At 46.6% G+C, this 24491-nt stretch carries 22 protein-coding genes; 12 read left to right on the forward strand and 10 right to left on the reverse strand.

Translation table 11 applies throughout. The features are described 5' to 3' along the window. Nucleotides 1–30 precede the first annotated feature (30 nt). A complete protein-coding gene (locus tag BLS15_RS04700; RefSeq protein ID WP_028533152.1) occupies nt 31–879 on the reverse strand; it encodes a DegV family protein in 849 nt (282 codons plus the stop codon). A 272-nt stretch (nt 880–1151) separates the two neighbouring features. Between BLS15_RS04700 and BLS15_RS04705 the strand changes: the two genes are divergently transcribed. Beyond that, complete coding sequence (locus tag BLS15_RS04705) at nt 1152–1727, forward strand: hypothetical protein (RefSeq protein ID WP_231515153.1); 576 nt, start codon at nt 1152–1154, stop codon at nt 1725–1727. A gap of 29 nt (nt 1728–1756) precedes the next feature. Further along, complete coding sequence (locus tag BLS15_RS04710) at nt 1757–2629, forward strand: protein phosphatase 2C domain-containing protein (RefSeq protein ID WP_090510310.1); 873 nt, start codon at nt 1757–1759, stop codon at nt 2627–2629. Between the two features lie 61 nt (nt 2630–2690). Here BLS15_RS04710 and msrA read toward each other — a convergent pair whose 3' ends face one another. After that, nucleotides 2691–3677 carry a peptide-methionine (S)-S-oxide reductase MsrA gene (gene msrA / locus BLS15_RS04715; RefSeq protein ID WP_028533149.1) on the reverse strand — a complete coding sequence of 329 codons (987 nt, stop codon included), beginning with the start codon at nt 3675–3677 and terminating at the stop codon, nt 2691–2693. A 389-nt stretch (nt 3678–4066) separates the two neighbouring features. Here msrA and BLS15_RS04720 point away from each other — a divergent pair, with 389 nt between their 5' ends. Next, nucleotides 4067–4789 carry a TerC family protein gene (locus BLS15_RS04720; protein WP_021253042.1) on the forward strand — a complete coding sequence of 241 codons (723 nt, stop codon included), beginning with the start codon at nt 4067–4069 and terminating at the stop codon, nt 4787–4789. Between the two features lie 79 nt (nt 4790–4868). On the opposite strand, the gene BLS15_RS04725 is transcribed toward BLS15_RS04720, so the two are convergent. After that, on the reverse strand, nt 4869–6167 hold the full coding sequence (locus tag BLS15_RS04725; RefSeq protein ID WP_090510314.1) for an alpha-glucosidase/alpha-galactosidase: 1299 nt from the start codon (nt 6165–6167) through the stop codon (nt 4869–4871). 175 nt (nt 6168–6342) lie between these two features. Here BLS15_RS04725 and BLS15_RS04730 point away from each other — a divergent pair, with 175 nt between their 5' ends. Beyond that, nucleotides 6343–7215 (forward strand): AraC family transcriptional regulator, encoded by an 873-nt coding sequence (locus BLS15_RS04730; RefSeq protein WP_090510318.1) that lies wholly within the window; start codon nt 6343–6345, stop codon nt 7213–7215. A gap of 36 nt (nt 7216–7251) precedes the next feature. On the opposite strand, the gene BLS15_RS28870 is transcribed toward BLS15_RS04730, so the two are convergent. The 6 genes from BLS15_RS28870 to BLS15_RS04755 form a co-directional block, all read right to left on the reverse strand. Further along, complete coding sequence (locus BLS15_RS28870) at nt 7252–7425, reverse strand: hypothetical protein (RefSeq protein WP_175460719.1); 174 nt, start codon at nt 7423–7425, stop codon at nt 7252–7254. Nucleotides 7426–7961: 536 nt separating this feature from the next. Beyond that, on the reverse strand, nt 7962–9362 hold the full coding sequence (gene nhaC, locus BLS15_RS04735) for a Na+/H+ antiporter NhaC (protein ID WP_028533147.1): 1401 nt from the start codon (nt 9360–9362) through the stop codon (nt 7962–7964). A 291-nt stretch (nt 9363–9653) separates the two neighbouring features. Beyond that, nucleotides 9654–10661 (reverse strand): LacI family DNA-binding transcriptional regulator, encoded by a 1008-nt coding sequence (locus tag BLS15_RS04740; RefSeq protein WP_090510321.1) that lies wholly within the window; start codon nt 10659–10661, stop codon nt 9654–9656. Nucleotides 10662–10938: 277 nt separating this feature from the next. Continuing rightward, nucleotides 10939–12063, reverse strand: a complete 1125-nt coding sequence (locus tag BLS15_RS04745) for a GNAT family N-acetyltransferase (protein ID WP_028533145.1) — start codon at nt 12061–12063, stop codon at nt 10939–10941. Between the two features lie 28 nt (nt 12064–12091). Continuing rightward, a complete protein-coding gene (rbsK, locus tag BLS15_RS04750; RefSeq protein ID WP_090510324.1) occupies nt 12092–13012 on the reverse strand; it encodes a ribokinase in 921 nt (306 codons plus the stop codon). A gap of 123 nt (nt 13013–13135) precedes the next feature. Continuing rightward, nucleotides 13136–14398, reverse strand: a complete 1263-nt coding sequence (locus tag BLS15_RS04755) for a CapA family protein (RefSeq protein ID WP_090510327.1) — start codon at nt 14396–14398, stop codon at nt 13136–13138. 230 nt (nt 14399–14628) lie between these two features. On the opposite strand from BLS15_RS04755, the gene BLS15_RS04760 reads away from it, so the two are divergent. The 8 genes from BLS15_RS04760 to BLS15_RS04795 all read left to right on the forward strand — a co-directional run bounded on the left by BLS15_RS04760 (nt 14629) and on the right by BLS15_RS04795 (nt 23593). Then, nucleotides 14629–15003 carry a winged helix-turn-helix transcriptional regulator gene (locus BLS15_RS04760; protein WP_090510330.1) on the forward strand — a complete coding sequence of 125 codons (375 nt, stop codon included), beginning with the start codon at nt 14629–14631 and terminating at the stop codon, nt 15001–15003. 178 nt (nt 15004–15181) lie between these two features. Beyond that, a complete protein-coding gene (locus tag BLS15_RS04765; RefSeq protein ID WP_021261821.1) occupies nt 15182–16042 on the forward strand; it encodes a DegV family protein in 861 nt (286 codons plus the stop codon). A 232-nt stretch (nt 16043–16274) separates the two neighbouring features. Next, complete coding sequence (locus tag BLS15_RS04770; protein WP_021253032.1) at nt 16275–16979, forward strand: response regulator transcription factor; 705 nt, start codon at nt 16275–16277, stop codon at nt 16977–16979. Beyond that, nucleotides 16976–18061, forward strand: coding sequence for a sensor histidine kinase (locus BLS15_RS04775; RefSeq protein ID WP_175460720.1), 1086 nt, complete (start codon nt 16976–16978; stop codon nt 18059–18061). Before BLS15_RS04770 ends, BLS15_RS04775 begins: the two co-directional genes overlap by 4 nt. 210 nt (nt 18062–18271) lie before the next feature. Beyond that, a complete protein-coding gene (locus tag BLS15_RS04780) occupies nt 18272–19051 on the forward strand; it encodes an ABC transporter ATP-binding protein (protein ID WP_021253030.1) in 780 nt (259 codons plus the stop codon). After that, nucleotides 19023–21017, forward strand: coding sequence for an ABC transporter permease (locus BLS15_RS04785; RefSeq protein WP_090510336.1), 1995 nt, complete (start codon nt 19023–19025; stop codon nt 21015–21017). The genes BLS15_RS04780 and BLS15_RS04785 overlap by 29 nt, the downstream gene beginning before the upstream one ends. A gap of 153 nt (nt 21018–21170) precedes the next feature. Beyond that, entirely contained in the window at nt 21171–21911 is a 741-nt protein-coding gene (locus tag BLS15_RS04790) for a hypothetical protein (RefSeq protein ID WP_090510341.1), read from the forward strand. Between the two features lie 272 nt (nt 21912–22183). Further along, a complete protein-coding gene (locus BLS15_RS04795) occupies nt 22184–23593 on the forward strand; it encodes an alpha-L-fucosidase (protein ID WP_090510346.1) in 1410 nt (469 codons plus the stop codon). Nucleotides 23594–23752: 159 nt separating this feature from the next. Here the strand turns inward: BLS15_RS04795 and BLS15_RS04800 are convergent, their stop codons facing one another. After that, nucleotides 23753–24472, reverse strand: coding sequence for a Crp/Fnr family transcriptional regulator (locus BLS15_RS04800; protein ID WP_021253026.1), 720 nt, complete (start codon nt 24470–24472; stop codon nt 23753–23755). Nucleotides 24473–24491 lie beyond the last annotated feature (19 nt).

The raw sequence follows: 24491 nt of genomic DNA on the forward strand, positions 1-24491 counted from the left end.
GCTCTAGTGGCGAGGTCAGCCGCTGTATATTTATTTGCGCGCGTATACGATTCCAATTGTGTTTGGTCCACAGTGGCTGGAGATGACGCAACCACAATCCGACAGGATCACATGTTTTGCGCCCGTCTTCTCTTGCAATTCGGCCTGAATCATATTGGCATCTTCAGGCGATAAGGAATGAGTGACGAATACGATATCCTTGTCCATCTCATCCACATGATCCAGCGCATTTTGCTTCAACTGCTCAAGTGCTTTCTCGCGTTTGCCGCGAATTTTATTGGCCGCAATCATTTTTCCATCGACAACTTTAATGACAGGACGAATACGAAGCAGGCTGCCGATCAAGTTCTGCAGACTGTTGCAGCGTCCGCCCTTATATAGATAATCTAATGTATCTATAATGAACTCGGTTTCCATTTTGCCGCGAACGTCCTCAACAAGCTCTACAGTTTCCTCCAGAGATGAACCAGATTCCAGTGCCATCGCTGCCTTGAGAACTTGAATCCCGATACCGGTAGACAAATTTAAGGAGTCAATGACAGTTACAGTACCTTCACCGAGCATATCCCCGGCAATAATGGCATTCTGAATGGTGGACGATAAGTGGGAAGACAACCCGATATATAGAATTTTGCGGCCTTCGTTCACAAATGGCTCAAATGCCTTTACAAAATCAGCTGGAGATGGCGAAGATGTCTTCGGCAGCTTGCCGCATGCATCTACACGCTTGTACAATTCCGGAGGGGTCATATCCACTCCATCACGATAAGCGTCGTCACCGAAAGTAACATATAAAGGGATAATGCCAATGTCATAACGTTCAAGTAGTGATTTCGGCAAATCGCATGTGCTGTCCGAAAATATTTTAATGTGATTCATTATGCTTCCTCCTGAAAGGTATGTAGCTTCTATTAGGCTATAAGGAAATGTTACTCAACTAGACATTTAACCATTATACTGCAAAAGGAATGGACTTACATAATCCGAATTGAGTGAATAGGCTGAAAAAATATTCCAAATAGGACGCGAGATTGCGTTCGCTTAAGACGTCACGTTATACTGAAGCAAGATAACAGCATGCTGAACTGTTTCATGATTGCGTACAGCTTGCTTGTGGAAGTACATACGGAAAGGACATGCAGACAACAAAGATGAACATGATGAATATGGAAGCAAAGGCATTTAGACGAATTCAATGGGGTTTGTTATTTTTTATTGATTACGCGCCGAGGGGCGTTGATCTGCTGCCGGATATCGTAGGCTTTGCCTTGGTATTTAGTGGTGTAACACAATTGATATCCGTATCTGATCGCTTTCTGCATGCGAAGCGAGTATGTATCCCGCTGATCGTTCTAGCGGTGTATGAGCTGCTGCAGCCGATGCTGTTAGGCGGAGTCAGTGCGGAAGCGAGAGCATGGATTGGAGTGTTTCGCAGTATAGCAGAGACGGGGTTGAACATTACACTAGTAACCTTCATGTGCAGTGGTTTGCGCGAATATGCACTGCGCCGTGACTGGGGCTACATCGCACATATGGCCCGTAGACGATCCATCTATTTTACAGTTGCACTCGCTTGTTCATTAAGTATGCTCGGATTCGCGTTTGCATCACCGATGGTGTTCTCCGCAATGGCGGCGCCGATGTTCTTGCTATATATTATCGTTGTGTTCATGCTAATGGGTTTGTTCGGCCAAGCTGCGAAGATGGTGCAGAAGTCAGGTAGCTGAGCGTAAGAACAATTGAAGGGGGAACAGCAGTGATTCGAATTCATTGTGATGCAGCAACGAGACAGGGGCAGGGCAGACGAAATGAAGACCGGATGATTGCACTTCCCGAACAGCAGCTATATGCGGTCATCGATGGTGTATCTGGATTAGAGCCGATTACAGATGAGGAAGGACATACGGCAGGAGAGATGGCTGCCATAAGTATTGCTCGTGGTCTGGAATCTATCACTACTGCAATAGCAGCTATGGCTTCTCCGCTTGATGTGATGCGTGCTCGACTCTTGGAAGCAAATCGGATGTTGGATGATACGATGCGCCTATACGGCATCGCTCCATACGATACAGGACGAAGGTTCGGTGCGGTTCATGCCGCTGTGTGGCTTGATGAGTATTATGCGTATTGGACGCAGACGGGCGATTGCATGATATACGCGCTATATGAATCCGGGGAGGTTCGACCTGTAACTTATGATCGAGTTGCCCCCTTCGATGAGCGTGTCTTGTCAGCGTGGATGGAGCATGAGGAGGATTGGAGGGAGCATAGGCAGCCAGAAGAGATTCGGCAGCTGCTGAGGCAGAATCGTTCCCGTGCGAATACAGAGTTCGGTTACAGCGTCCTTAATGGAGATGAGGCCGTGCAGCATCGCCTGGAATATGGAGCTCTCCCACTCCAGGGAGTTACGCATATTCTGCTTGTATCTGATGGGATTTATCCTTGGCGTGTTGATGAGGAACAGAGCAGTATGGAGCGGTGGTTCCAATACATCATTACTACTGGGATGGAGCAATGTGCCGCCGCCTTGGAGGCACGTGAACGGATGGATGCCTACTGCAATCAAATACCCCGATTCAAAATGTGCGACGACAAGAGCGGTATTTTGTTAACAATTGAGCGAATCTAAATATAGGCCCAAATGAGAACGGTTAGGTCGTTCCTCATTTGGGCCTTCGTACTAGAGAATCCTAGTTGTGCGAGAAAATGGATGCGAATTCCCCATATCCTTCTTGCTCCAGCTTCTCCTTCGGAATGAACCGCAGGGCTGCAGAGTTAATGCAATAACGAAGTCCAGTTGAGGTAGGGCCATCATCGAATACATGTCCTAAATGGGAGTCGGCCAGTTTGCTCCTTACTTCCACACGAACCATGCCGTGAGAAGTGTCCAGCTTATTCTCCACATGATTGGAACGAAGCGGCTTCGAGAAGCTTGGCCAGCCGCAGCCTGCATCGAACTTGTCCAACGAACTGAAGAGCGGCTCACCAGATACGATATCCACATAGATTCCTTCTGCTTCGTGGTTCCAGTATTCATTGGAAAAAGGGGGCTCTGTGCCATTCTGCTGGGTTACCCGATACTGGATTGGCGTCAGCTTCCCTTGAAGGGCTGTACGCTCTTCATCGGAGACTCCCCAATGGTTCACGATGAAGGCATCTCTGCCCGATGCGGAGCGATAGCGCTTGTAATGGGCTGGATTCTTCTGATGATAGTTTTGATGATGCTCTTCTGCTGGGTAGAACGTGCCAGCGGGAACGATCTCAGTAGCAATTGGTTTATCGAATCTACCGCTCTGCTCCAATTCTTGCTTGGATTGCAGTGCAAGCTGATGTTGTTCCTCATTGTGATAGAAGACAGCTGTTCGATAAGACGAACCGCGATCATGGAACTGTCCGCCTTCATCTGTAGGATCAATTTGCTGCCAGAATAGCTCGAGCAGCTTCTTATAAGGGAATAGGGCAGGGTCGAATGTAATTTGGACGGCTTCGGCATGCCCGGTTGTCTCTGAGCATACTTCTTCGTATGTAGGACTGTCAGTGTGTCCTCCTGTATAGCCAGACACAATCGAATGGATGCCAGGAAGCTCTTCGAACGGCGTGACCATACACCAGAAGCAGCCACCGGCAAAGGTTGCTTTTTCAAGTGAAGGATGATGATTGGATAGTTCTTTGCTCACGATGGGGAAGCCTCCTTATGATTAAATACGTATATCTTCATCATACCCAATTGTTATCATTCGAACAACGCCAGATCTGTAATAGAGCGAGAAAATAGAGAGAAATGATGGTTGAACAATTCGATTACCGGTGTTATGATTAGTTCACTGAAAAAACGAATACTCCAAAGGGGAGTAGCTAGCACAGTAACCGTCGTCATTACGGGATACGCCACAACGCGCATCCTCGGCGCTACTGGCAACGTATAACGTTGTTTGCGAGACCTTTGCCACGATGGTTGCGTTGGTGAAGGTCTCTTTCTGATCGGAACGCCGTTACCACGATCGTGGTAGCGGCGTTCATGTTTTTTACAGTATTTATACATACTAACGTCAAGGGGGAACTATCAATGGAGCTATTTTCATTAGAGTTCTGGACCACGCTGCTGTCCATTGTCGTCATTGACTTGGTGTTAGCAGGAGATAACGCGATTGTTATCGGTTTAGCGGCTCGCAACCTACCGAAGCAAGATCAGAAGAAAGTTATCATCTTCGGTACAATCGGAGCAGTAATCATTCGAGCGCTGGCCACTTTAGGGGTTGTATGGCTGCTCAAAATTCCGTTCTTGCTCGTGATTGGCGGAGCCGTGCTCATATGGATTGCGATCAAGCTCATGGTCGAAGAGAAAGAGCATAATGTGCAGGCGGGAGGCAGCTTCTGGGCGGCAGTTCGAACGATTATTATTGCGGATGCAGCGATGGGGCTCGATAATGTGCTAGCTGTAGCGGGTGCGGCGAATGGACATGGATTGCTAGTCGTACTGGGACTTGCAATTTCCGTCCCTATTGTCGTGTGGGGAAGCACAATTGTACTGAAATTCATCGAGCGCTACCCGATCATTATTATCATCGGATCAGCGGTGCTAGCGTGGACCGCAGCAAAAATGTTCGTCGGTGAGTTCATGAAGTTCGATTCGCTAGCCGGTCTCTTCTCGAATCCATTCATCAAGTATGGATTTGAGATCGCACTGGTGATCGTTGTCGTGGCAGCTGGATTGTCCATTAAACGAAGCCAGCAGGCCAAGAAAGCAGCGCAGGCATCACAAGTGCATAAACGCGCACAAGGGGAATAATGTACGGTCATCAAGATATAGCAGTAGAAAAAGCGGTACAGTTGTCGAACAACTGTACCGCTTTTGCATGAGTTCTTCCCTATACGAACTTCGGAAGCCAATCTCCGTGAGCCTCGATCAGATCATCGCATAAGGAGACGATATCATCCAGACTAAGCTCAGCTGCCGTATGCGGATCGAGCATGGCCGCATGGTAGATGTGTTCCTTCTTCCCTGTAATAGCCGCTTCGATCGTAAGAAGCTGAGTATTGATATTTGTGTTGTTCAACGCTGCAAGCTGTGGCGGCAGATCGCCAACATAGGTAGGCGTAACTCCGTTGCGATCAACGAAGCATGGAACCTCAACACATGCATTGCGCGGCAAATTGGTGATAAGTCCCGTATTCATAACGTTACCACCTAGTTTGAATGGTGTTCCTGTTTCCATAGCATCGAAAATATATGAGGCATATTCATGGGTACGGTGGTGTTCGATATGCTGGTTATTGACGAGCTGTTCACGCATATTTTTCCAACCTTCAATTTGGTTGATGCAGCGTCGAGGGTATTCATCAAGAGGAATGTTATACTTCTCGATCAGCTCTGGATACTGTTTCTTAATGAAGTATGGATGGTATTCAGCGTTATGCTCGGAGGATTCCGTCACGTAATAGCCGAATTTGAACATAAGTTCGTAACGTACCATGTCGGTGTGCTTTGTCTTTTGTTTCTCCAAGGCAAGGCGTTTAATTTCTGGATATAAGTCCTCGCCGTTGCGAGTTACCTCGAGCAGCCACGCCATGTGATTAATGCCTGCAATCTTCGCACTTACACCTTCACTGTCGATGCCAAGATCATGGAACAGCCAAGGTACGCATACTTGAACACTATGACAGAGTCCTACTGATTTGATCCCGCCGTATGTGTTCATCACATTGGTCAACACGGCCATTGGATTTGTATAGTTCAGGAACCAAGCATCTGGGCATACTTCCTGCATATCTTTGGCGAAATCAAGCATGACAGGGATCGTTCTCAGATTGCGGAAGATACCCCCAATTCCGAGCGTATCTGCAATGGTTTGGCGAAGGCCATACTTCTTCGGAATTTCGAAGTCTGTAATTGTACATGGATCGTACCCGCCAACTTGAATCGCATTCACTACATATTTAGCGCCGCGCAGTGCCTCTTTGCGGTCTGTGTAGGCAACAACTCGGCAGGTGCTGCCAGTCGTTCCAAGCATGTTGGTCAACATGCTTTCGGAATCACGAAGACGCTCGTGGTCAATATCGAACAAGGCAAGCTCAAATCCTTGCAGTGATGGAGTGAGCATGCAGTCACCTAATACGTTTTTGGCAAATACGGTGCTTCCTGCTCCGAGAAATGTAATTTTACTCATACATCTTGTCTCCTTTCGTTCCGAGCTGCTGTCATGAAATGTAAGGAACATCGGCATGGTGTGATGCAACTTGGAAATGATTGTTGTACAATTAATGTATCTGAATCGATTAAGGCTTGGTATGGGGAAAACGAATGTGAATATGGAGGATTGTTGTCAGTTAGGAGGGAACCGGATGGGTGAACGAGCAAATCTCGCAATTAATGAAGCACCTTCCAAGGGAGAACTGTCCGTATTGTTCTGCGGCCAATCAATCACGGAACCTCTGCACCACGTAGGTCCTAGCGTTCATGATTACGGGATCGTGCATTGTGTACAGTCTGGCAGAGGGAAATTTACGATTAGAGGGGTTGCCTATGAAGTTGGGGCAGGAGAGAGCTTCTTCATCTTCCCGGGGGAGCTTCATCATTATGTAGCTGATGAAGCAGATCCTTGGCAGTACCGCTGGATAGGATATCGCGGCAGCGGTGTCGAACAGCTGTTGGCGATAATCGGCATTGGGCCGCATGCACCAGTTGTTCAAGGCTATCGCATACATCGAGTAGAAGCGTTGTTCCGGAATGTATATAAAGCACTTCAAATCGGAGGCAGTGCTGGGGACATGGAAGCTGAGGGCTATATGCGTGTTGTTCTTGCTGAATATGCACGAACTACTGACAAGGGTTCTGATGCGAATAACGATGATAAACGCTCCGATATCGAACGTCAGGTAGAACAAGCAGCTCGCTGGCTGTCGCTGCAGTTTGATAAATCCATATCCATAGACGAACTTGCACATACGCTAGGCTATCACCGCACCTATTTATCGAAGATGTTCCGCAAACAAATGGGGGAATCGCCTATGCAGTTTTTGCTGCGCATCCGGATGGAGCGCGCCAAAACATTGCTGATGACGACAAGGTTAACAATCGAGCAAATTGCTGCGGCTGTCGGCTACGAAGATGCTCTTTATTTCTCGAAATTGTATAAAAAATGGTATTCACATTCTCCTTCCTCACATCGAACTGAGATGCAGAGTGGAAAGCCGTCAGGGTGTCTATATTTTTGAATGCGCTTTCGTGATGGGATGCTTGTAGTTCGTTCGTTACATGAGAAAATAAAGTGCAGTAATGACTACCGCTGACAGGATAATAAACCATATCATATGCTTCAAATCCCGATTAAGAACCTGTATATCTGTTTTCAATGCTTGCTCTTTGCCGGAAGGCCCGCTCTCTTGCTTCAATTGTTTCTCTGTGTTCGTGTTCGTTGTCGTCATTGTTATTCTCCTCGTCTGTAAGTGATTGTTGAGTTGTACAGGCGAGGGGACGAGCCACGAACCTAGAAGTGAATTTGAGAGGCCTCAAGAATTGACTGCGCAGTAAAATCATATACGGCGTATCAAATCTGTAACTGGGCAGCCGGCTCCTCAAGAGGGCGATCGCGATATAGAGAATGAATAAGATGAACCACAAAGGCATGGAAAAATGCTTAATAGACTGAACCTGATGAATGCCTACTACAGAGCTTACATGCTCGGGATACGTAAATGCGGATTCATCAGGATGCATGAACATCGTTTCATTCGAAGCAAGAGGGGTAAGTGCTGTACATACGATAGCAAGCACACTAAGTACAAGCAATATATACCTTGGCATGCGGGCATGTATAAGGCGCATCTTATCCCCTCCACTCCATGATCCATGACTAGTTAAGAAGACAGTATCATAACTGGATTGGAAGAAGCAATAGGATCTTCTGTATCCTACCGCTTAGTCATCATCTCGTTGCGACTGATGACCTGCAATGAAGTTGCTATTGTGAATTACCGAGTGTCACACGTTTTAACCCGGGCAATAGTGCAAAAGCAAATGTAACCAGTGGGGATACCCACAGGAAGAAAGCATATGGCATGTAATCCAGTACGGTAAGACCAAGAGCGCTTGTCATCATTGCACCGCTGACCCCCCAAGGAATAAGCGGATTCACTAATGTTCCGCAATCCTCCAATGTACGAGATAAGGTGAGTCGTGGAATGCCGCGCTTATCATATTCGGATTCGAACAATTGGCCCGGAATCAGAATCGACATGTATTGTTCCCCTGTAATCATGTTCACCCCGATTGAACTAAGTCCGCTTGTGACAACAAGTCCTTCCTTGGTCTTCACAGGTGCAATCAGACGATTGAACATCGTTTCAATGATGCCTGCATGCTGCAGCAATCCTCCCAGAGCGAAGGCAATCGCAATGAGCGATATTGCCCAAGTCATAGACTGAAGGCCACCTCGGTTCACGATGCGGCTTACTTCCTCCATCTGGAATGACCCTTGGAATCCTCCCTGCATCACTTCCATCCATTGTGGAACATTTACGTCTCCTTGAATGAGCGCAGTAACTAGCAGACCCGATCCAATACCGAGCAGCATCGTAATGATGATTGGCAATCGCTTAAATGCAGCGATAAGCACGACAGCAAGCGGCAGTAAAGTTAGCGGATGAATATGAAATACACTGCGGATATCCTGCTGCATCGACAGCAATTGATCCATATTGGATTGAGCGGAAGAACCGAAAAATAAAAAGGCGATGCAGGTAATAAGAAATGCGGGTACGGTCGTCTTCGTCATGTTGCGAATATGATCAGGCATACTGACACGTGCAACGGCAGATGCGAAATTCGTCGTATCGGAGAGCGGAGACATCTTATCCCCGAAGCAGGCACCAGACACGACAGCCCCTGCTACGATTGCGGGATGGACGCCCATGGAATCCGACATGCCTATCAAGGCTACGCCGAAAGTTCCGACTGTCGTCACTGAGCTGCCGACAAACATCGAGACGATAACCGTAAGCAGCAGAGCGCTAATCGTGAACCATTGAGGCTGAAACCAGGAGGTTCCATATACGAGTAGCGTAGGAACTGTCCCGCTCATCATCCATACTGCAATCAGGATTCCGATAAGAGATAGGAGCAAGGCAGGCATAACAGAAGCTTGAAGTCCCTTAATCAATGCTCGTTCTACTAGATTCCACGATTGTCCGAACAGCAAGAGCAGACAGCCTGCGGCAACAGTTGCTGTTAGCAGTGGGATGTGCGGCTGTGCACCCCAGCCAAGTATTGTAAGCAGTAAAATGGCGATGATGACCGCAAAGATGGTAACACTCTGCACGAAGCGGAGTGGCTGCTTGACTGATTGTTCATCATTCGTATTCATAGTTATTCAACTCCTTGATGGTAACGTTTTTAGTATGTAAAGATCGGATAGATGCTTTTACACTTACACGCTTTTATGCATAAAAGCAAGAGAAGCGTCAATGTTTCTATTCTAGTACGCTTGATTTACTAGGTCTACAGGTAAGAAAATACATTAGAGTCGGAGAAAGAGGCAAGGAACACGATTGGGGCAGCTTCGTGGTATTCACTGGACAAAAAAGAACGGCCTGTTCTGAACAGGGATGAAATCCCGTTCGAACAGGCCGTGAACGTGCTCGAGGTTATTATGGTTCTATAGCTGTCGTACAGATTGCCGCATTTGGACTTGGCAGGGTAAAATAATTCGGCGGGAGGCTTGATCCCGATCCTTGATTCGTTCAAGCAGCAGCTGCATTCCGGTCTCTCCAAATTGATATGCAGGCTGTGAAGCAACAGAAAAGAAAGGATTCGCTTCTTCTACCCACCCAAAATCGTCAAAGCAAGCGATCGAGATATCATCCGGAACTCGCAGTCCGACACGATTCAGCGCCGTAAAGATAGAGAGCGCAAGCATGTTGTTGGCAGCAAAGATAGCCGTAGGGCGAGATTGCGGCTCCAATTCCGTCCAATGAGATAAATCGAGCGCATCCCGATCATGTAAATAGCCCATCTGCATGCATAGTTGTTCGTCAAATGGGATGCCGGCTTCCTGCAAGGCGGCGATATAGCCTGCTTTGCGCTCCCTGGCGGTCGATACTTCTTCAGACCCGTTCAATAGGGCAATCCGTCGATGTCCATACCGGATTAATTCACTGACCATCTGTTTGGCACCGCCACGACTATCCCCGAGTACTGCATCACAATCGATCCCTGGAACCTCACGATCAAGCAGCACGAACGGGACATTTTGTCTTGTCAGCCATTCCAGATGTTCTTTGGATTGGTCTCCACTGGGCGCAAATAGGACACCATCCACCCGCATGGACAGTATCATTTGAACATAGTCTTTTTCCTTCACTAAGCTCTCATCACTATTGCCGAACATAAGACGATATCCATGCTGCATGGCGGCATCTTCCGCTCCACGGGCCATTGTTGTGAAGAATGGGTTCGTGATATCTGTAATAAGCAGAGATAATATTTTGCTCTCTTGGGTGACGAGACAGCGAGCAACCGAATTTGGTATGTACTGCATCTCTTCCATCACTTGCTTAACTTTGGTTCGGGTCTTTTCGCTGACCCTGCCTGTATTATTAATGACGCGTGATACGGTCATTGCGGAGACGTTGGCTTGTCTCGCAATATCATAAATGGTAGCCATATGAAAATGCTCCTATTATACAAATTAAAAGAAGGCTGCATCGGGATGTGGATACTTGGAAGTATAAGGGGTAATCATTTCTAGGATTCACCTTCTGATTATATCCTACTACTTTTGTTCATTGTATGCGAAAATTCAGGTTCACATCAAGAGGAAAGCTTGGGGCAAGGCGAAACAGTGTGGAACTTTGTATACTTCAAAAGTAAAAGCGCACTAATTTTAGTGCGCTTTGAAGCAGTACAACTGCGATAGAAGGAATGATGATAAGAACATTAAGTTATACGTAAAAAAGTCCGATCGTATAAGGAAGTGGTATTGTGATCTTCAATTGCTCGGCAGAAGGCCATTCAGGAGGGAGAATGTCAGTTGCCTTCGGATCGAATAGCAGGGAGAACAATTGACTCTCAGTAAGTTCAACTGACGCTGCATCTGGATACTCAAGGCGAACAGTACCGCCTTCAAGCTCCGTAACTTGAATATGCACGGCCAGCGCACCTTGATCACTCCACCAGTTCTGCATATAGCGGAATAGTCGCTCCATGCTCGGAACATACAACGTCCCTTGGTTTGGCTCCTCTTCCGAAGAATAGCCATGCAGACAAGTGCTGACTTCCGTATCCTGCCATGGTACGTACAGTTGGGAAGCAGTGATTTGCTTCTGTTTCATTACAAGCTGCAGCAAGTATACAACCTCTTCAGCGGCGCCGCCATACTCATATACACGAGGTGCAGCATCCTGCTGGTTGGCAGAAGGGAACAGGATATAGATGTATGCAGTAATGTGACCGTTGCGTTCCAGTACGTATACCTTAGGCTTCATCATGACGCAGGAAGCGAATGCACCGCCATGCTCAAGTCCGTGCATATCCCATAAGCTTAAGTCAAAAGCAGTTTCTCGTTGCTGCGCAAGTTCATACCAAGCAAAACAGTCATTCTCAGTAAGAACGCGAGCTGTAACACCCGCTTCTTCAGCAACATTTGCATCTGCGGTAACCGTATAAATCTGTGTTTGACCGAAGGGATAACAACGATTGCGAGTATAGAGCGATCGTCCTCCGGACACGAACATCATCACTCCGCCTGTAGAAGCAACATGATCTTGAACCTTGTGCAGCAGATCCGTACCGAATCCTTTGCCGCGAGCAGCCTCGGATGTGCATACCGAGCCGAGTGAGAATACAGGTAGTCGAGATCGTCCGATACGGACAACCGATGGAAGCAATCCCATATGTGCGAGCAGTTCCCCGTCCTCAAACGCACCAAATGAGTGAGCGGTAATAGGGGAGAACAAGTACGAAAAACTATGTGCCATCGACATCTGCTTTTCATTGCGAAACACGTCATCAGACAATCTGGCTGCAGCATCATAATCAAGTGCCTGCAGCATGCGAATCGTTGCCATATATTGCTTCCTCCTTATAAATGGGCTATTACTCTTGGTGCTGCGCGATCCAATGCGTCAATTGCTTTCGAGTCGGCATTCCTCCCTGCGCGCCGAATACGGTCACAGACAATGCCCCTGCGGCTGTCGCGAACGGAATTGCTTCCTCCATAGAGCGGCCTTCCGCAAGCATTACGGCCAGAGCGCCGTTGAATGTGTCACCAGCTCCCGTAGTATCAACAACGTCGACCCGGTGGCTTGGACTATGGTGAAGTTGTCCCTTGGCGTCTGACCAATAGGCTCCATCAGCCCCTTTGGTTAACACGATTTTACCTGGCATCGCTTGCAGAGCAGATTGCCAATCGAAGGCGCCTGCCTGATCCGCTTGCCCGAGAAGCTCGGCAAGCTCATACTCATTCGGCGTGAGCACAGTGACTTGGCTGAGCAATTGATGATCCAGTTCCATTGCTGGCGCTGGATTAAGGATGACAGGGATTGCTGACTCAGCCGCGATCTCGATGGCAGCTCGTACCGAAGGAAGAGGAATTTCAAGCTGCAGAACGATGATGTCCGATTGGCGAATGACATCGGCGTGTCCGCGAACTCGTTCAGCTGTTACCTGTGCATTTGCACCCGGTACAACAATAATGCGATTATCTCCATCCTTCACAATAATGGAAGCGGTTCCTGAAGATACATCACGAAGTACTTCAACAGCTTCAGTATGTATGCCTTCACGATTCAAGTTATCTAACATCATTGTGCCGAATGTGTCATTACCGACACATCCGATGAAGCTGACATCAGCCCCTAGACGTGCGCAGGCTACCGCTTGGTTGGCGCCCTTCCCTCCGTACATGGTCGCGAACGATTTACCAGTTACCGTTTCACCTTGTGCTGGCACTGTGGAGGTGACCGTTACGAGATCCATGTTCAAGCTTCCGATGATTGTTATTTTTGGCTGTGTCACATTACATCTTCCTTCCTCTTGCTTGCTGTGTATGCTGCGGCATTATGCCTTACATACAATAAGACGCGAATCCTGAGTACAGGTTCGCGTCTTATGACCGAGATGTCGGCATATCTAGCATGGTTAGCGTGTTGGCGGAGCAGTTGCGCGCCCATTTGCCTTCACTGCATCCCGTACCTGTTTGCCGTCCATTTTAACATCAAACGAGATGGATTCCAAATACTTTAATTGCTTTCGATCATAAGCCTCATCTTTCTTAATTATTTGGTCTTTATAGATGAAGTAAGGGGTGAAGTGCATTGAGATATCTCCTTGATCCAGCGTTAGATTCAACAGCCCTGTATCCGCTTTGTCTCCTCGCACATAATCTGGAAATAAGAAGTTGCCGATCGAATAAGCAATTGGCTTGCCCTTATAAAATTCGAATCCCTGCAGAACATGGACATGACTGCCGATGATGGCATCTGCACCGGCATCAATGATTTCACGCGCATAGGTACGCTGCCATGGTTCTGGACGATGACTTTTCTCAACCCCCCAATGGAGATACACAAGCAAGTAATCACAGTCTTTACGTTCTCTTTTGATAACAGGGAGAACACTTGATTTATTATACGCTTCCGCAATTCCTGGCCGCTTCTCTCCGGCGAACCAATACGTTTGAGGGATAAATCGGGAGAAGGCGAGGATCTTAATTGTTTGACCCTTAATCTTCACCGTATGCGCCTGATACGCTTCTTCTTTATTTCTTCCGCCGCCTACATAGGGGATGTCATATTGCTCCAAGTATGATAGTGTGTCGAGAAATCCCTTCTGTTTAAAATCGAGGGTGTGATTGTTAGCGATCGTAACCAGATCAAACCCGGTATTTTTAATTCCTTGCAAGGATTCCGGATCGGACTTGAAATTATACAGTTGATTCGTATCCTTCTCGGTATGGTGTGTGATAGCTGTCTCCAGATTTACAACTGCAAAATCGGCGCTGCTGACCTCGTCCTTGACGTATTCAAATGGATAATCAGGTCCTTTTTTGCGAATGGTTTCCTTGACGGACCAATCCATGAGTGCATCTCCTGCAAAGACAATTCGGATGGGATCATGCGAAGGAGGCGTCACATATTTACTTGATTCGTCCTTTGCTGCAATGTTCTTCTTTTTTTGCTCGTGATTTGGCTCCAGCGGGGACGTAGGAGTCACACTTTCATTAGATGGAGAAACCAAATCAGGCTGGTTCTCTACAGTGCGCATGGCCACTGTCAGCGCGAGCATGCAGCCAAGGCCGATAATTACCAGCAATCCCACCCCGGCTAATTGCTTCAGTTTGCGCGCCCTCTGCTTCTTTATGCGGGCATGCCGCTCTTTCCTGCTCTCGCGATATGAATTCAATGGAAGCCTCCTCAGCTCTGCAAGTACCCGATATTTTCGGATTAAATAAATAATGGATTGTAAGTTTTCACCATACCATTATAATGATCGTACGTACCAAAAAAGTTGCAGATTCTTTGCAAGTCCATTAAATTTTGTAATAAATGATGTCAGTCGCGTTTTCTTTTCGAATCAGCTATGGTAAAATAAATATGCTTACATTTTGTAAGTATAGAAGGAGGGATGAACGGATGCAATCAGATCAGTTGGGAATGTGTCCCCGATTCGAAGCGGCATTCTGCATTTTGGGAAAGCGTTGGAACGGGCTGCTTATTCAGGTGCTATTGAGCGGGCCGAAGCGCTTTAAGGATATTTCCGCACTCATTCCTACCATGAGCGACAAAATGTTGAGTGAACGCATGAAAGACATGGAAGCGGCAGGGATTGTAGTTCGTAATGTGTATCCAGAGACGCCTGTACGCATTGAATATACGCTTACGGACAAAGGATTGGCTCTGCAGCCAGTAATGGAAGCCATAGGGCAGTGGGCGGAGCAGTGGGTGAACGAATCAATCGGATGCTGCGATGAGACTAGCTCTGTCCTACAGCATTCGGATCAAGAATAATGCGCAGTGGACAGCTCATCGGATGCCGAGCCTAACTTGACAGCAGGTTAGAGCTCGGCATTTTTGCTGTGTCCACAAGATTGCCTACTTTTTGACGTTGTAAACATAGGGACAAGCTCGTATAATTAAGCGGAATGAGCGATAATAACTTACTTTTACTTTAGGACAGGAGAATGACATGACCATTCACATCATTACGGACGGAAGTTCAGACTTGACTCCGGAGATCGTCCAGCAGTTCGGCATCCATGTAGTACCTCTATGCGTATGTTTCGGTAAAGAGGTGTTAACCTCTGATATGGACACCGCTCAATTCTATGAGCGTATGCGAGAGGAGGAGGATCTGCCGAAGACATCCAGTCCGTCGCCAGCTGATTTCTACCATATGTATCAATCGCTTGGCACTGATAAAGATATATTGGTCCTTTCCTTGACCTCTAGCTTAAGCAGCACTTACAATCATGCATTAATGGCAAAGACGATGTACGAGGAAGAAGGTCATCCGAACCGGATTGAAGTTATAGATACGAAGACAGCATCTGCTGGACTTGGCTTGCTTGCCGTGCGTGCGGCACAGCTGGCTGGAGCGGGGAAGACACTTGATGAGGTTGCTGACATTGTAAGCCATCAAGTGAAACACACTCGTACGTATTTCACCTTGGATACCCTCGATAATGTCATTCGTGGCGGACGCTTGGGCAAGTTCAAGGGCACGGTCGCTTCTATGTTGAACATCAAGCTGCTCATGGAGGCAAGCGAAGAGGGTACCATAGAAGTGATGGAGAAGATTCGAGGCACACAGAAAACGCTCCGCCGACTGATTGAGAAGGTAGGGGACGCATGGCACCAAGTTGACAAAGAGTGGATTGCCCTTGCACATTCGAATTGTGAAGAACGGGCCAAGGCCTTTATGAAGGAATTGCTCGACAAATATCACTTCGATCAAGTTCTGTTCGTGAATATGGGCCCAGTCATCGGCACCTATGCAGGTGAAGGCGGGGTACTCATCACGTATCAAGAACTGCCACAGACAACGTAAATATTTCCAACGTATGAATTATTGAAGGAACACATCGATAAGCTCCCGTCTTAAGAAGCGGGAGCTTTGTTCTGTTGTGTTCATTGTATGGAGAGATTCAGCTCTACTGAATCTGCGTACATAGGCATTCAGGTGGATAGTTCGTTTCTAGATTAAAAGAAGTTTATGTTATGATGGAAGCAAGAAAGCAACAAAATAGATAGAAGTACGTTCGCGAACTGGGGGTATTGTTATGTATACAATTATGATCGTGGAAGATGATGATAAGATTGCATCGATCTTGCAGTCTTCTCTTGAAAAATACAATTACAATGTAGCTCGTGCGACAAAATTCAGCCAATTAAAGGATGAAATGCTGGAAATCAATCCAGATTTAATTTTGCTTGATATCCATTTGCCGGCCTTCGATGGTTTCTATTGGTGTCGACAATTCCGCAGTGAGACGAATGTACCCATCATATTCGTCTCAGCACGTACGGGAGAAATGGATCAAGTAATGGCGATTGAAAATGGCGGCGATGACTTTATTACGAAGCCATTCCATCTCGACGTCCTTCTAGCCAAAGTAAAAGGAGTTCTGCGCCGAACCTATGGGGAATACGCAGCTAATGGTGGGGGCAATGGTGAAGAGTTGATTGTCCAAGGCTTGACATTGCACCGGGCGAAGAACACCCTTGAATGGTCAGGCAAGCGTGTGGACTTGACGAAAAATGAGGCGCTTCTCGTTGCTTGCCTTATGGAACGGATTGGCTATATCGTATCTCGCGAGACATTGCTGGAGACGCTATGGGATGATGTGGACTTCGTCGATGACAATACGCTAACCGTGAATGTTACCCGCGTTCGCAAGAAGATGGAGGAGATTGGAATTGCGAAGGCAATAGAGACAGTGCGAGGCCAAGGGTATCGCATGTCAGCTACATGGGTGAATGAATGAAGCCGGGAATGACCTTTCTCCAATATGTAAGAGACCGAACTGTAATTATCTTAACGTGCTTCTTAGCGATAGCGATTGCTTTGCTTGTTGTGTGGCTAGATCTTAGCATTGGGCAGCGATTTGCTGCGAAGGAAAGTCTCATCTATATCTTCATACTTGCTGTGTTCATTCTTATGATTGGTTTAGTCTATGATTATACGAATCAACGGCGTTGGTACAAGGAAATGTACAATGCAGAGACGAATGCAAGTGATAGTGACTTCACGCTTTGTTTGCAGCATCCAAGCACATTAGAGCAGAGACGAATGCATGCGCTTCTATCACGTCAATATCGCTCATTTATGAACGAACTGCTTACGATGCGGAAAGACCGAGAGAAGCATGTTCACTTCACGAACCAATGGGTTCATCATATGAAGACTCCGGTGTCTGTTATTCATTTGCTTACACAGCAGCCAGTATATGAGCTTGATCAGTCTCAGCTTGAGTCGCTGCTGCGGAGTGTGAGTGAAGAGGCTGATCGTCTTACGAGAGGTCTGGACATGATGCTGAGTACGGCACGACTGGACAAGTTCGAGCTGGATCTTCATGTTGGGGGATTGAATCTAAAGCAGGTCATCCGGCAGGTTGTGAATGAGAATAAAAAATCGCTGATTAAGCATAAAATTTTCCCGAAGATTGAAGCCGATGATGTGATTGTCGATAGTGATGAGAAATGGTTGAACTTCGTCTTAACACAGCTTGTAACGAATTCGATTAAATATATGAGGGACAAAGAGGGCTCCAAATCGTTAATGTTTAAGGTGGAGCGGGAAGGTGACTCGATACTCCTGCATGTTCAAGACGAAGGAATTGGTATTGCTCCTGAGGATTTGCCGCGTGTATTTGATGCATTCTTCACCGGTCAGAATGGCCGTAAGGAAGGGGATGCAACCGGTATGGGACTATACTTGGTTAGACAAGTTTGCGCCAAGCTGGGACACACAATCAGTATTGCATCGAAGCTGAATGAAGGCACGACAGTAACGATGAAGTTCGAGACCAGAGCTATGCACCATCAGTTGCTGGAGCGATTGCACTAAGTACATGACCCGATGAACAAGCGCTTACCCTGAAGCCCTTTTCCATGAGGAAGAGGGCTATTCTTATAGGATTAGACGAATGTGACAACTTTGTAAGGTGGTAGAGGGGATTGAAAGCCAATTCGATGTTGGCAGGAAGAAGGGAAAGGGTATACTGTGTGTATACATGAGGATTCTGGAGCGTAAGCAAGGAGGAAGGGGCGGACACCTATGCCTGTATTAGAAGCTAAGCAATTATCCAAAGTATATGGAACACGAGGAAACATGACCTATACGGCTCTTCAAGATATCAATCTAACGATCGATGAAGGGGAATTTGTTGGGATTATGGGGCCATCAGGCAGTGGCAAGACGACACTATTGAACATATTAGCTACGATAGATAAGCAAACTTCTGGAGATGTATTTATTAACGGGACGGATCCGGCGAAGCTGAGCAATCGCAAGCTGGCCTATTTTCGTAGAAGAGAACTCGGTTATGTCTTCCAAGACTTCAACCTGCTGGATACATTAAGTATTCGAGAGAATATTATATTGCCGCTGGCTCTTGACGGCATCTCGGCTAGAGAGATTGAGCGCAGACTGCTAGAAACGGCGAGCTGGCTTGGCATTGATCATATATTGGATAAGCGTACTTATGAAATTTCAGGTGGTCAGAAGCAGCGGACGGCGATTGCACGCGCAGTCATTCATCAGCCATCTCTGCTTCTCGCGGATGAGCTGACAGGCAACTTGGATTCCAAGGCTGCGAAGGATGTTATGACTGCGCTCGAAGATTTGAATGAGCGATCGAATCGTACCATATTGATGGTCACGCATGATGCTTTTGCAGCGAGTTATTGCAAACGAATCTTATTCATTAAGGACGGCAGATTGTTCTCCGAACTGCGACGTGGTGCCAATCGACAGATTTTCTTCCAACACATCTTAGATTCGCTAAGCTTGTTAGGGGGGAACTTCGATGACATTCCGACAGCTCGCTACAAGTAATATTAAGGGGAATTGGCATCGATACAGCGCTTATTTTTTGAGCAGTGTTTTCGCGGTAATGATTTTCTTTATGTATGCGGCATTTATTTACCATCCTGACGTAGTTAATGGACAAGTGCCAGGTGGACATCGAGTTCGAGAAGTGATGATGATGTGCGAGTATTTGATCATCATCTTCTCTTTTTTCTTTACGTTATATTCGAGTTCTGCATTTTTGAAATCCAGACAACAGGAATTCGGCTTACTTACTCTGTTCGGAATGACTAAGCTGCAGTTACGAAGACTTGTATTTTATGAGAACATGATTATTTCCATCCTAGCCATTGCAGTAGGAATGGGAATCGGCGCCTTTATGACGAAGCTGTTTTTGATGGCTTTATCCCACATACTGGCTGTCGATACCCCGATTACTTTTTATATTGTTCCGAAAGCAATTCTATTAACATCGGCAGGATACTTGATTTTGTTTACATGTATTACCGTGTATTCATTGAGAAAAGTAGGGCGCAGCCAAATTGTTGAGCTCATACGGGCGCATAAAGAGCCGAAATCACCACCTAAATTCTCATGGGTGCTCGTCATTCTCGCTGTATTTTCGCTAGCGCTGGGATATAGTCTGGCTTATGTTACAACTATACAGTTGTTCGGCCTAACCGCTTTGCCGATATTAGGATTCACGGTGCTGGGCACCTATTTCTTCTATACGCAGTTCAGTGTAGCCATTATCCGCATACTGCAGCGAAATAAGCGCGTCTATTATCGAAGAACCAATCTGCTGAATATCTCGCAAGCAGCATTCAAGCTGAAGGATAATGCCCGTGTGCTGTTCAATGTATCCATCTTGTGCGCAGTAGTGTTGACAGCAACCGCAAGCTTTTATGCGTTCGATCAGACGATGAAGCGGCAGCAGTTGAATGATATGCCGCAAAGCTACGTCATCACCTGGACGAAGGACAGACAGCAGCCGATCAAACCGGATATGATAAAGGCTTGGGGGGACAGCACAAAGAACGAGATAGAACAAGATGCTGCCTTCAGATATGTTGAAGTGTATTACATGCAAGCTGAATTGTCAGAGAATTATGGAGCAATGGTTAGTGTGTCTGATTATAATCGGATCATTGCGATGGAAGGGGGACAACCCCTATCCCTTATGAACGATGAGATGGTTCTTGTTCTTCGTGAGCCCTTGAATGTGGATGAACCAAGTGATTCGAAACTATATTTGGGATATCCAGGGCCTGTAACGATCATGATTCGTGATACGTCTACAAAGGTATCGGGGCATATTCGTGATACGTCTGCAAAGGTATCCGGGCATATTCGGGAAAAGACCACAAGAAATGTAATCAATTCAGGTATAGGCGTTTACAATGTGTTAGTCGTTAGCGATGATTTGTTTGCCCCTTTTTTCGATAAGGCGCCGGCTGACCGAGCTCGATATGGACATGCATTCAATTGGTCGGATTGGGAGTATTCCTTGGCCTTAGACAAAAAGATCAGGGAGCACGTGTCGTTTAACGAAGAGGAAGATGACAGTATCAGAATCTCAAGCAGGGTGTATAATTGGAGCAGCACGAACCAAGTGTCCTCTCTAGGGATGTTCATCGGATTGTTTATTAGTTTGTTATTTTTTATCGCGAGCGGAAGTGTCATCTACTTCAAATTGTTCACCGAACTGCAGGATGATCAGGCATACTTCAAGGGGTTAACGCGAATTGGTTTGTCGATTGCGGAGATCCGTCGTGTTGTTACGTTCCAAGTAGGACTTATCTTCTTCGCACCATGCATGGTAGGGAGCGTTCATACATTGTTCGCCTTGAAGACACTGAGCAACCTGGTTAATTCGAACATGATGGGGTATGCATTGACAGTCGTGAGCATGTTCGTTGTGATGCAGGCGCTCTTCTTCTTCGCTGCACGAAAAACCTATATGAGGAAAATATTAGAGGAAGTAGTTGTATAAATAAGGGCTAACTCTCGTATTTATGTCGAACGAGTTGTAAATCCGACGGATTTTGTTACGGGATTGATACGATTTCTTGCTCATCTTATTGCATAATAGACTAAGAAACCTGTATGTTTATAGGTAGAGAAGGCAAGAAAGTGAGTTGACGTAATGAAAAGACGATGGCTACGCATTCGCAACTACGCCGAACACTCCAAAGTTCTTGTTGTACTGATGTTGTTGATATGCATAATCACTGCTTGCTCCAAGACAACTGAGCAGGAGCAGCAGGCAGAAGAGCAATCTAGTCCGGCTTCGAAGGTGACAGTTACTATCGAGGGCGGTTCCTATATACCGAACTTGTCAGAACGCATTGAAATTGATTGGAAGTCAGGCATGACCGTTACCGATTCCTTGAAGCAGACAGGAATTGTAAAGATCTCTGAAGAGGATGGTGTGATCATGTCCGTCGGAGATGTTGCCCTGGATACGAAGATGGGATGGGGCATCGTGGTCAATGATGAAGAGCTTAGGCAACCTGCAGCGATGGAGAAGATCGTTGGCCCCGGTGATACGGTTGTTGTGTTTGTGAAGCGAATGGATGTCAAGACGAATTCCCTGCCTACTGCAGGACTGACATTGAGTATCGACGGAGGCACTACGATCCCAGAAATGACCAATACCTATGTGGTCAGCTGGAAAGAGAATATGAATGTTAACGATCTAATTGATGAGTTTGCACAAATCTCCTTGTCAGATGACGGCAAGCAAGTGCTGCACATTGGTCAGCGAAAAATGGAAAAAACGATAGACTTTGCATTAAAGGTAAATGGGAAGAAGATGACGGTGGTCGAGGGACGGAAGCTTGTTCTGCAGCCAGATGACCAGATTGAATTTATCATCACTCCATAAAGGATGCATATCCATACAGTCCTCAATGTGAGCGCGGGACGCGCGTCACATGTTGGGGGCTTTTTTGCGTTGAGATGCATGATGTGCACGATCCTTGACAAAGACACCATTTATAGAATTTTCCGCTCGTTTATTCATTTTCCCCGTAATTTTCTTGTGTCCTTGTTTTTGTATTGCAGATTGAGAGCGGTTTCTGGTTAACTAGAAATAGATATTTTTGTTAGTACAATGGTTCTATTTCATCAATGAACAGACAGAGGAGGATAAGCGAGATGAGTGAAACCATTCAGCAACAGGCAGAACAACGTGAGGATGAGCAGATCGTTCAGCAAGGGGTACATAACTTCAGTGGGGAAGACGAATGGGTGAAGCCAGATCGCCCTGAATTGCTCGAACAGCTGGAATGGTTCAAGGATCAGAAGCTGGGCTTAATGATGCATTGGGGAACCTATTCCCAGCTCGGTATCGTAGAGTCGTGGGCGCTTAGTGATGTCGATGAAGAGTGGTCGCGAGATAGTGTGGATTGGGATTATGATGCCGAAGAGCTGAAGCAGCAATACTTCGATCTAAATAAGACATTTAATCCGCTGCGCTTCCAGCCGGAATTATGGGCGGATCTTGCTGTTGAAGGCGGCTTCAAGTATTTGATTTTTACCACGAAGCATCATGATGGTTTTTGCATGTGGGACACCAAAACAACGGACTATCGGATAACAGGTGCACAGACGCCATTCCATACCCATAAGTACGCAGATGTATGCAGGCATCTTTTTGATGCTTTCCGTGACAGAGGATTGGCGATTGCAGCCTATTTCTCTAAGGCAGACTGGCATACACCTACCTATTGGGCACCAGGGATGGAGCGAAGCAACCCAACGTGGCGGGGCCCGTCCTATAATCCGCAGGAGTATCCTGAATTGTGGGAGCAGTTCGTTCAGTTTACTCATGAACAGATCATGGAGCTGTTAACAGACTACGGACGTATCGATGTATTGTGGTTGGATGCTGGCTGGGTATGCAAGGAGAGCCGTGTATCTCAGGATATCCGTCTCGGAGAAGTCGTGGAGAAAGCTAGAGAGAAGCAGCCATGGCTGCTATCTGCCGACCGTACGGTTGGAGGGCCATATGAGAACATTATTACGCCGGAACAGAGGATTCCAAGTGATGCGATGAATGTACCATGGGAAAGCTGCATTACAATGGGAACATCCTTCTCCTTCCGTTTTGAGGACAAGTACAAGACAACCCGGCAGCTTGTTCATATTCTGATGGAGGTAGTCGCCAAGGGAGGAAATCTGGCTCTAAATGTTGGGCCACAGCCGGATGGCCGGATTCCTGAAGGGGCGATTGCTCGCATCAAGGAACTTGGCGCGTGGATGGGCACCTATGGGGAAGCTGTCTATGGAACGCGCATCTGCGCTCCTTACTTTACACAGCGCTGCGCCTTTACACGTAAGGACGATACGGTATATTGTACGTATTTATATCCTTCTGAAGATACTAATGTTAACGATAACATCATTCTTCCGTATACAGACAAGGTAACGGCTATTCATTTGGTAGGGGCGGATGAGAAGCTTCAATTCCACTCTGACGAAGCAGGATTGCATGTAAAGCTGCCCGCACATGAAGTAGGGGATAAGGCACCAATTGCACATGTGTTCCGTCTAACAGCCAATTAAGTGCATTAGAAGATCAGTGAGGAAAGTACAATGGGTAGGGAGTAGAATGGAATGGACATGTTCCTTATTCATATCGGGAAACCGTTAGCAGTACCCTATCTGTAGAGGTAAACAGAAGTAAGGCCCTCATGCCATGAGCTTGCATGAGGGCGTTTTGTATTAGATGCGGCAAATTTCATTCGGGCACATTTCACAATGACATACTTCCCGCAGGTGTTCTAATTCGCGAATGACAATCATACCATTCTCATATTCAATAACATCGCGTTTGCGAAGATCGCTTAACATACGATTGACGCTCTCACGAGTAGCGCCGATCATATTCGATAGATCGGTATGTGTAATTTTTTTGTTGATCAGGAGACCGCCGTCTTCTAATTCTTCACCGTAAGTATTGGACAATCTGATGAGAGTGGAGCATAGCGCGCCTGGTTTACCATACATCATTAGATCGCGGAACTTGGTCTGAGTCAGGCGGTGATGGATCCCCATCCACTTCATGAAATCGATCGAGAAGTCGCAGTGCTGGCATATGAGAATCTCAATATCCTTCTGCTCAATAAGCAATACCTCAGCTTCTTCAAGGACTTCCGCTGTGAATGTGTGCTTTGTACTATGGAATGGATCAACTTGGCCGACTAAATCCCCAGCTTGATACATGTACAGAATTAGCTCTTTGCCTTCATCTGTAGACTTTGTGATTTTTACACGTCCGCTCTTCAGGAGGAACAGCTTATCAGATAGATCTCCTTCCCAGAAGAGATGAGAGCTGTCAGGATAGGTACGTTCTTTACCGATATTGATTAATCGTTCTACATTCTGTTCTGAGAAACAAGAGGTATTGCAGGGCTCTCCAAATTTGTCGGTGATGTTAGTCACTCTGTTCCCCTCCAATTTA

This window comes from Paenibacillus sp. cl6col, from assembly GCF_900102125.1.
GTDB lineage: Bacteria > Bacillota > Bacilli > Paenibacillales > Paenibacillaceae > Paenibacillus_B > Paenibacillus_B suaedae.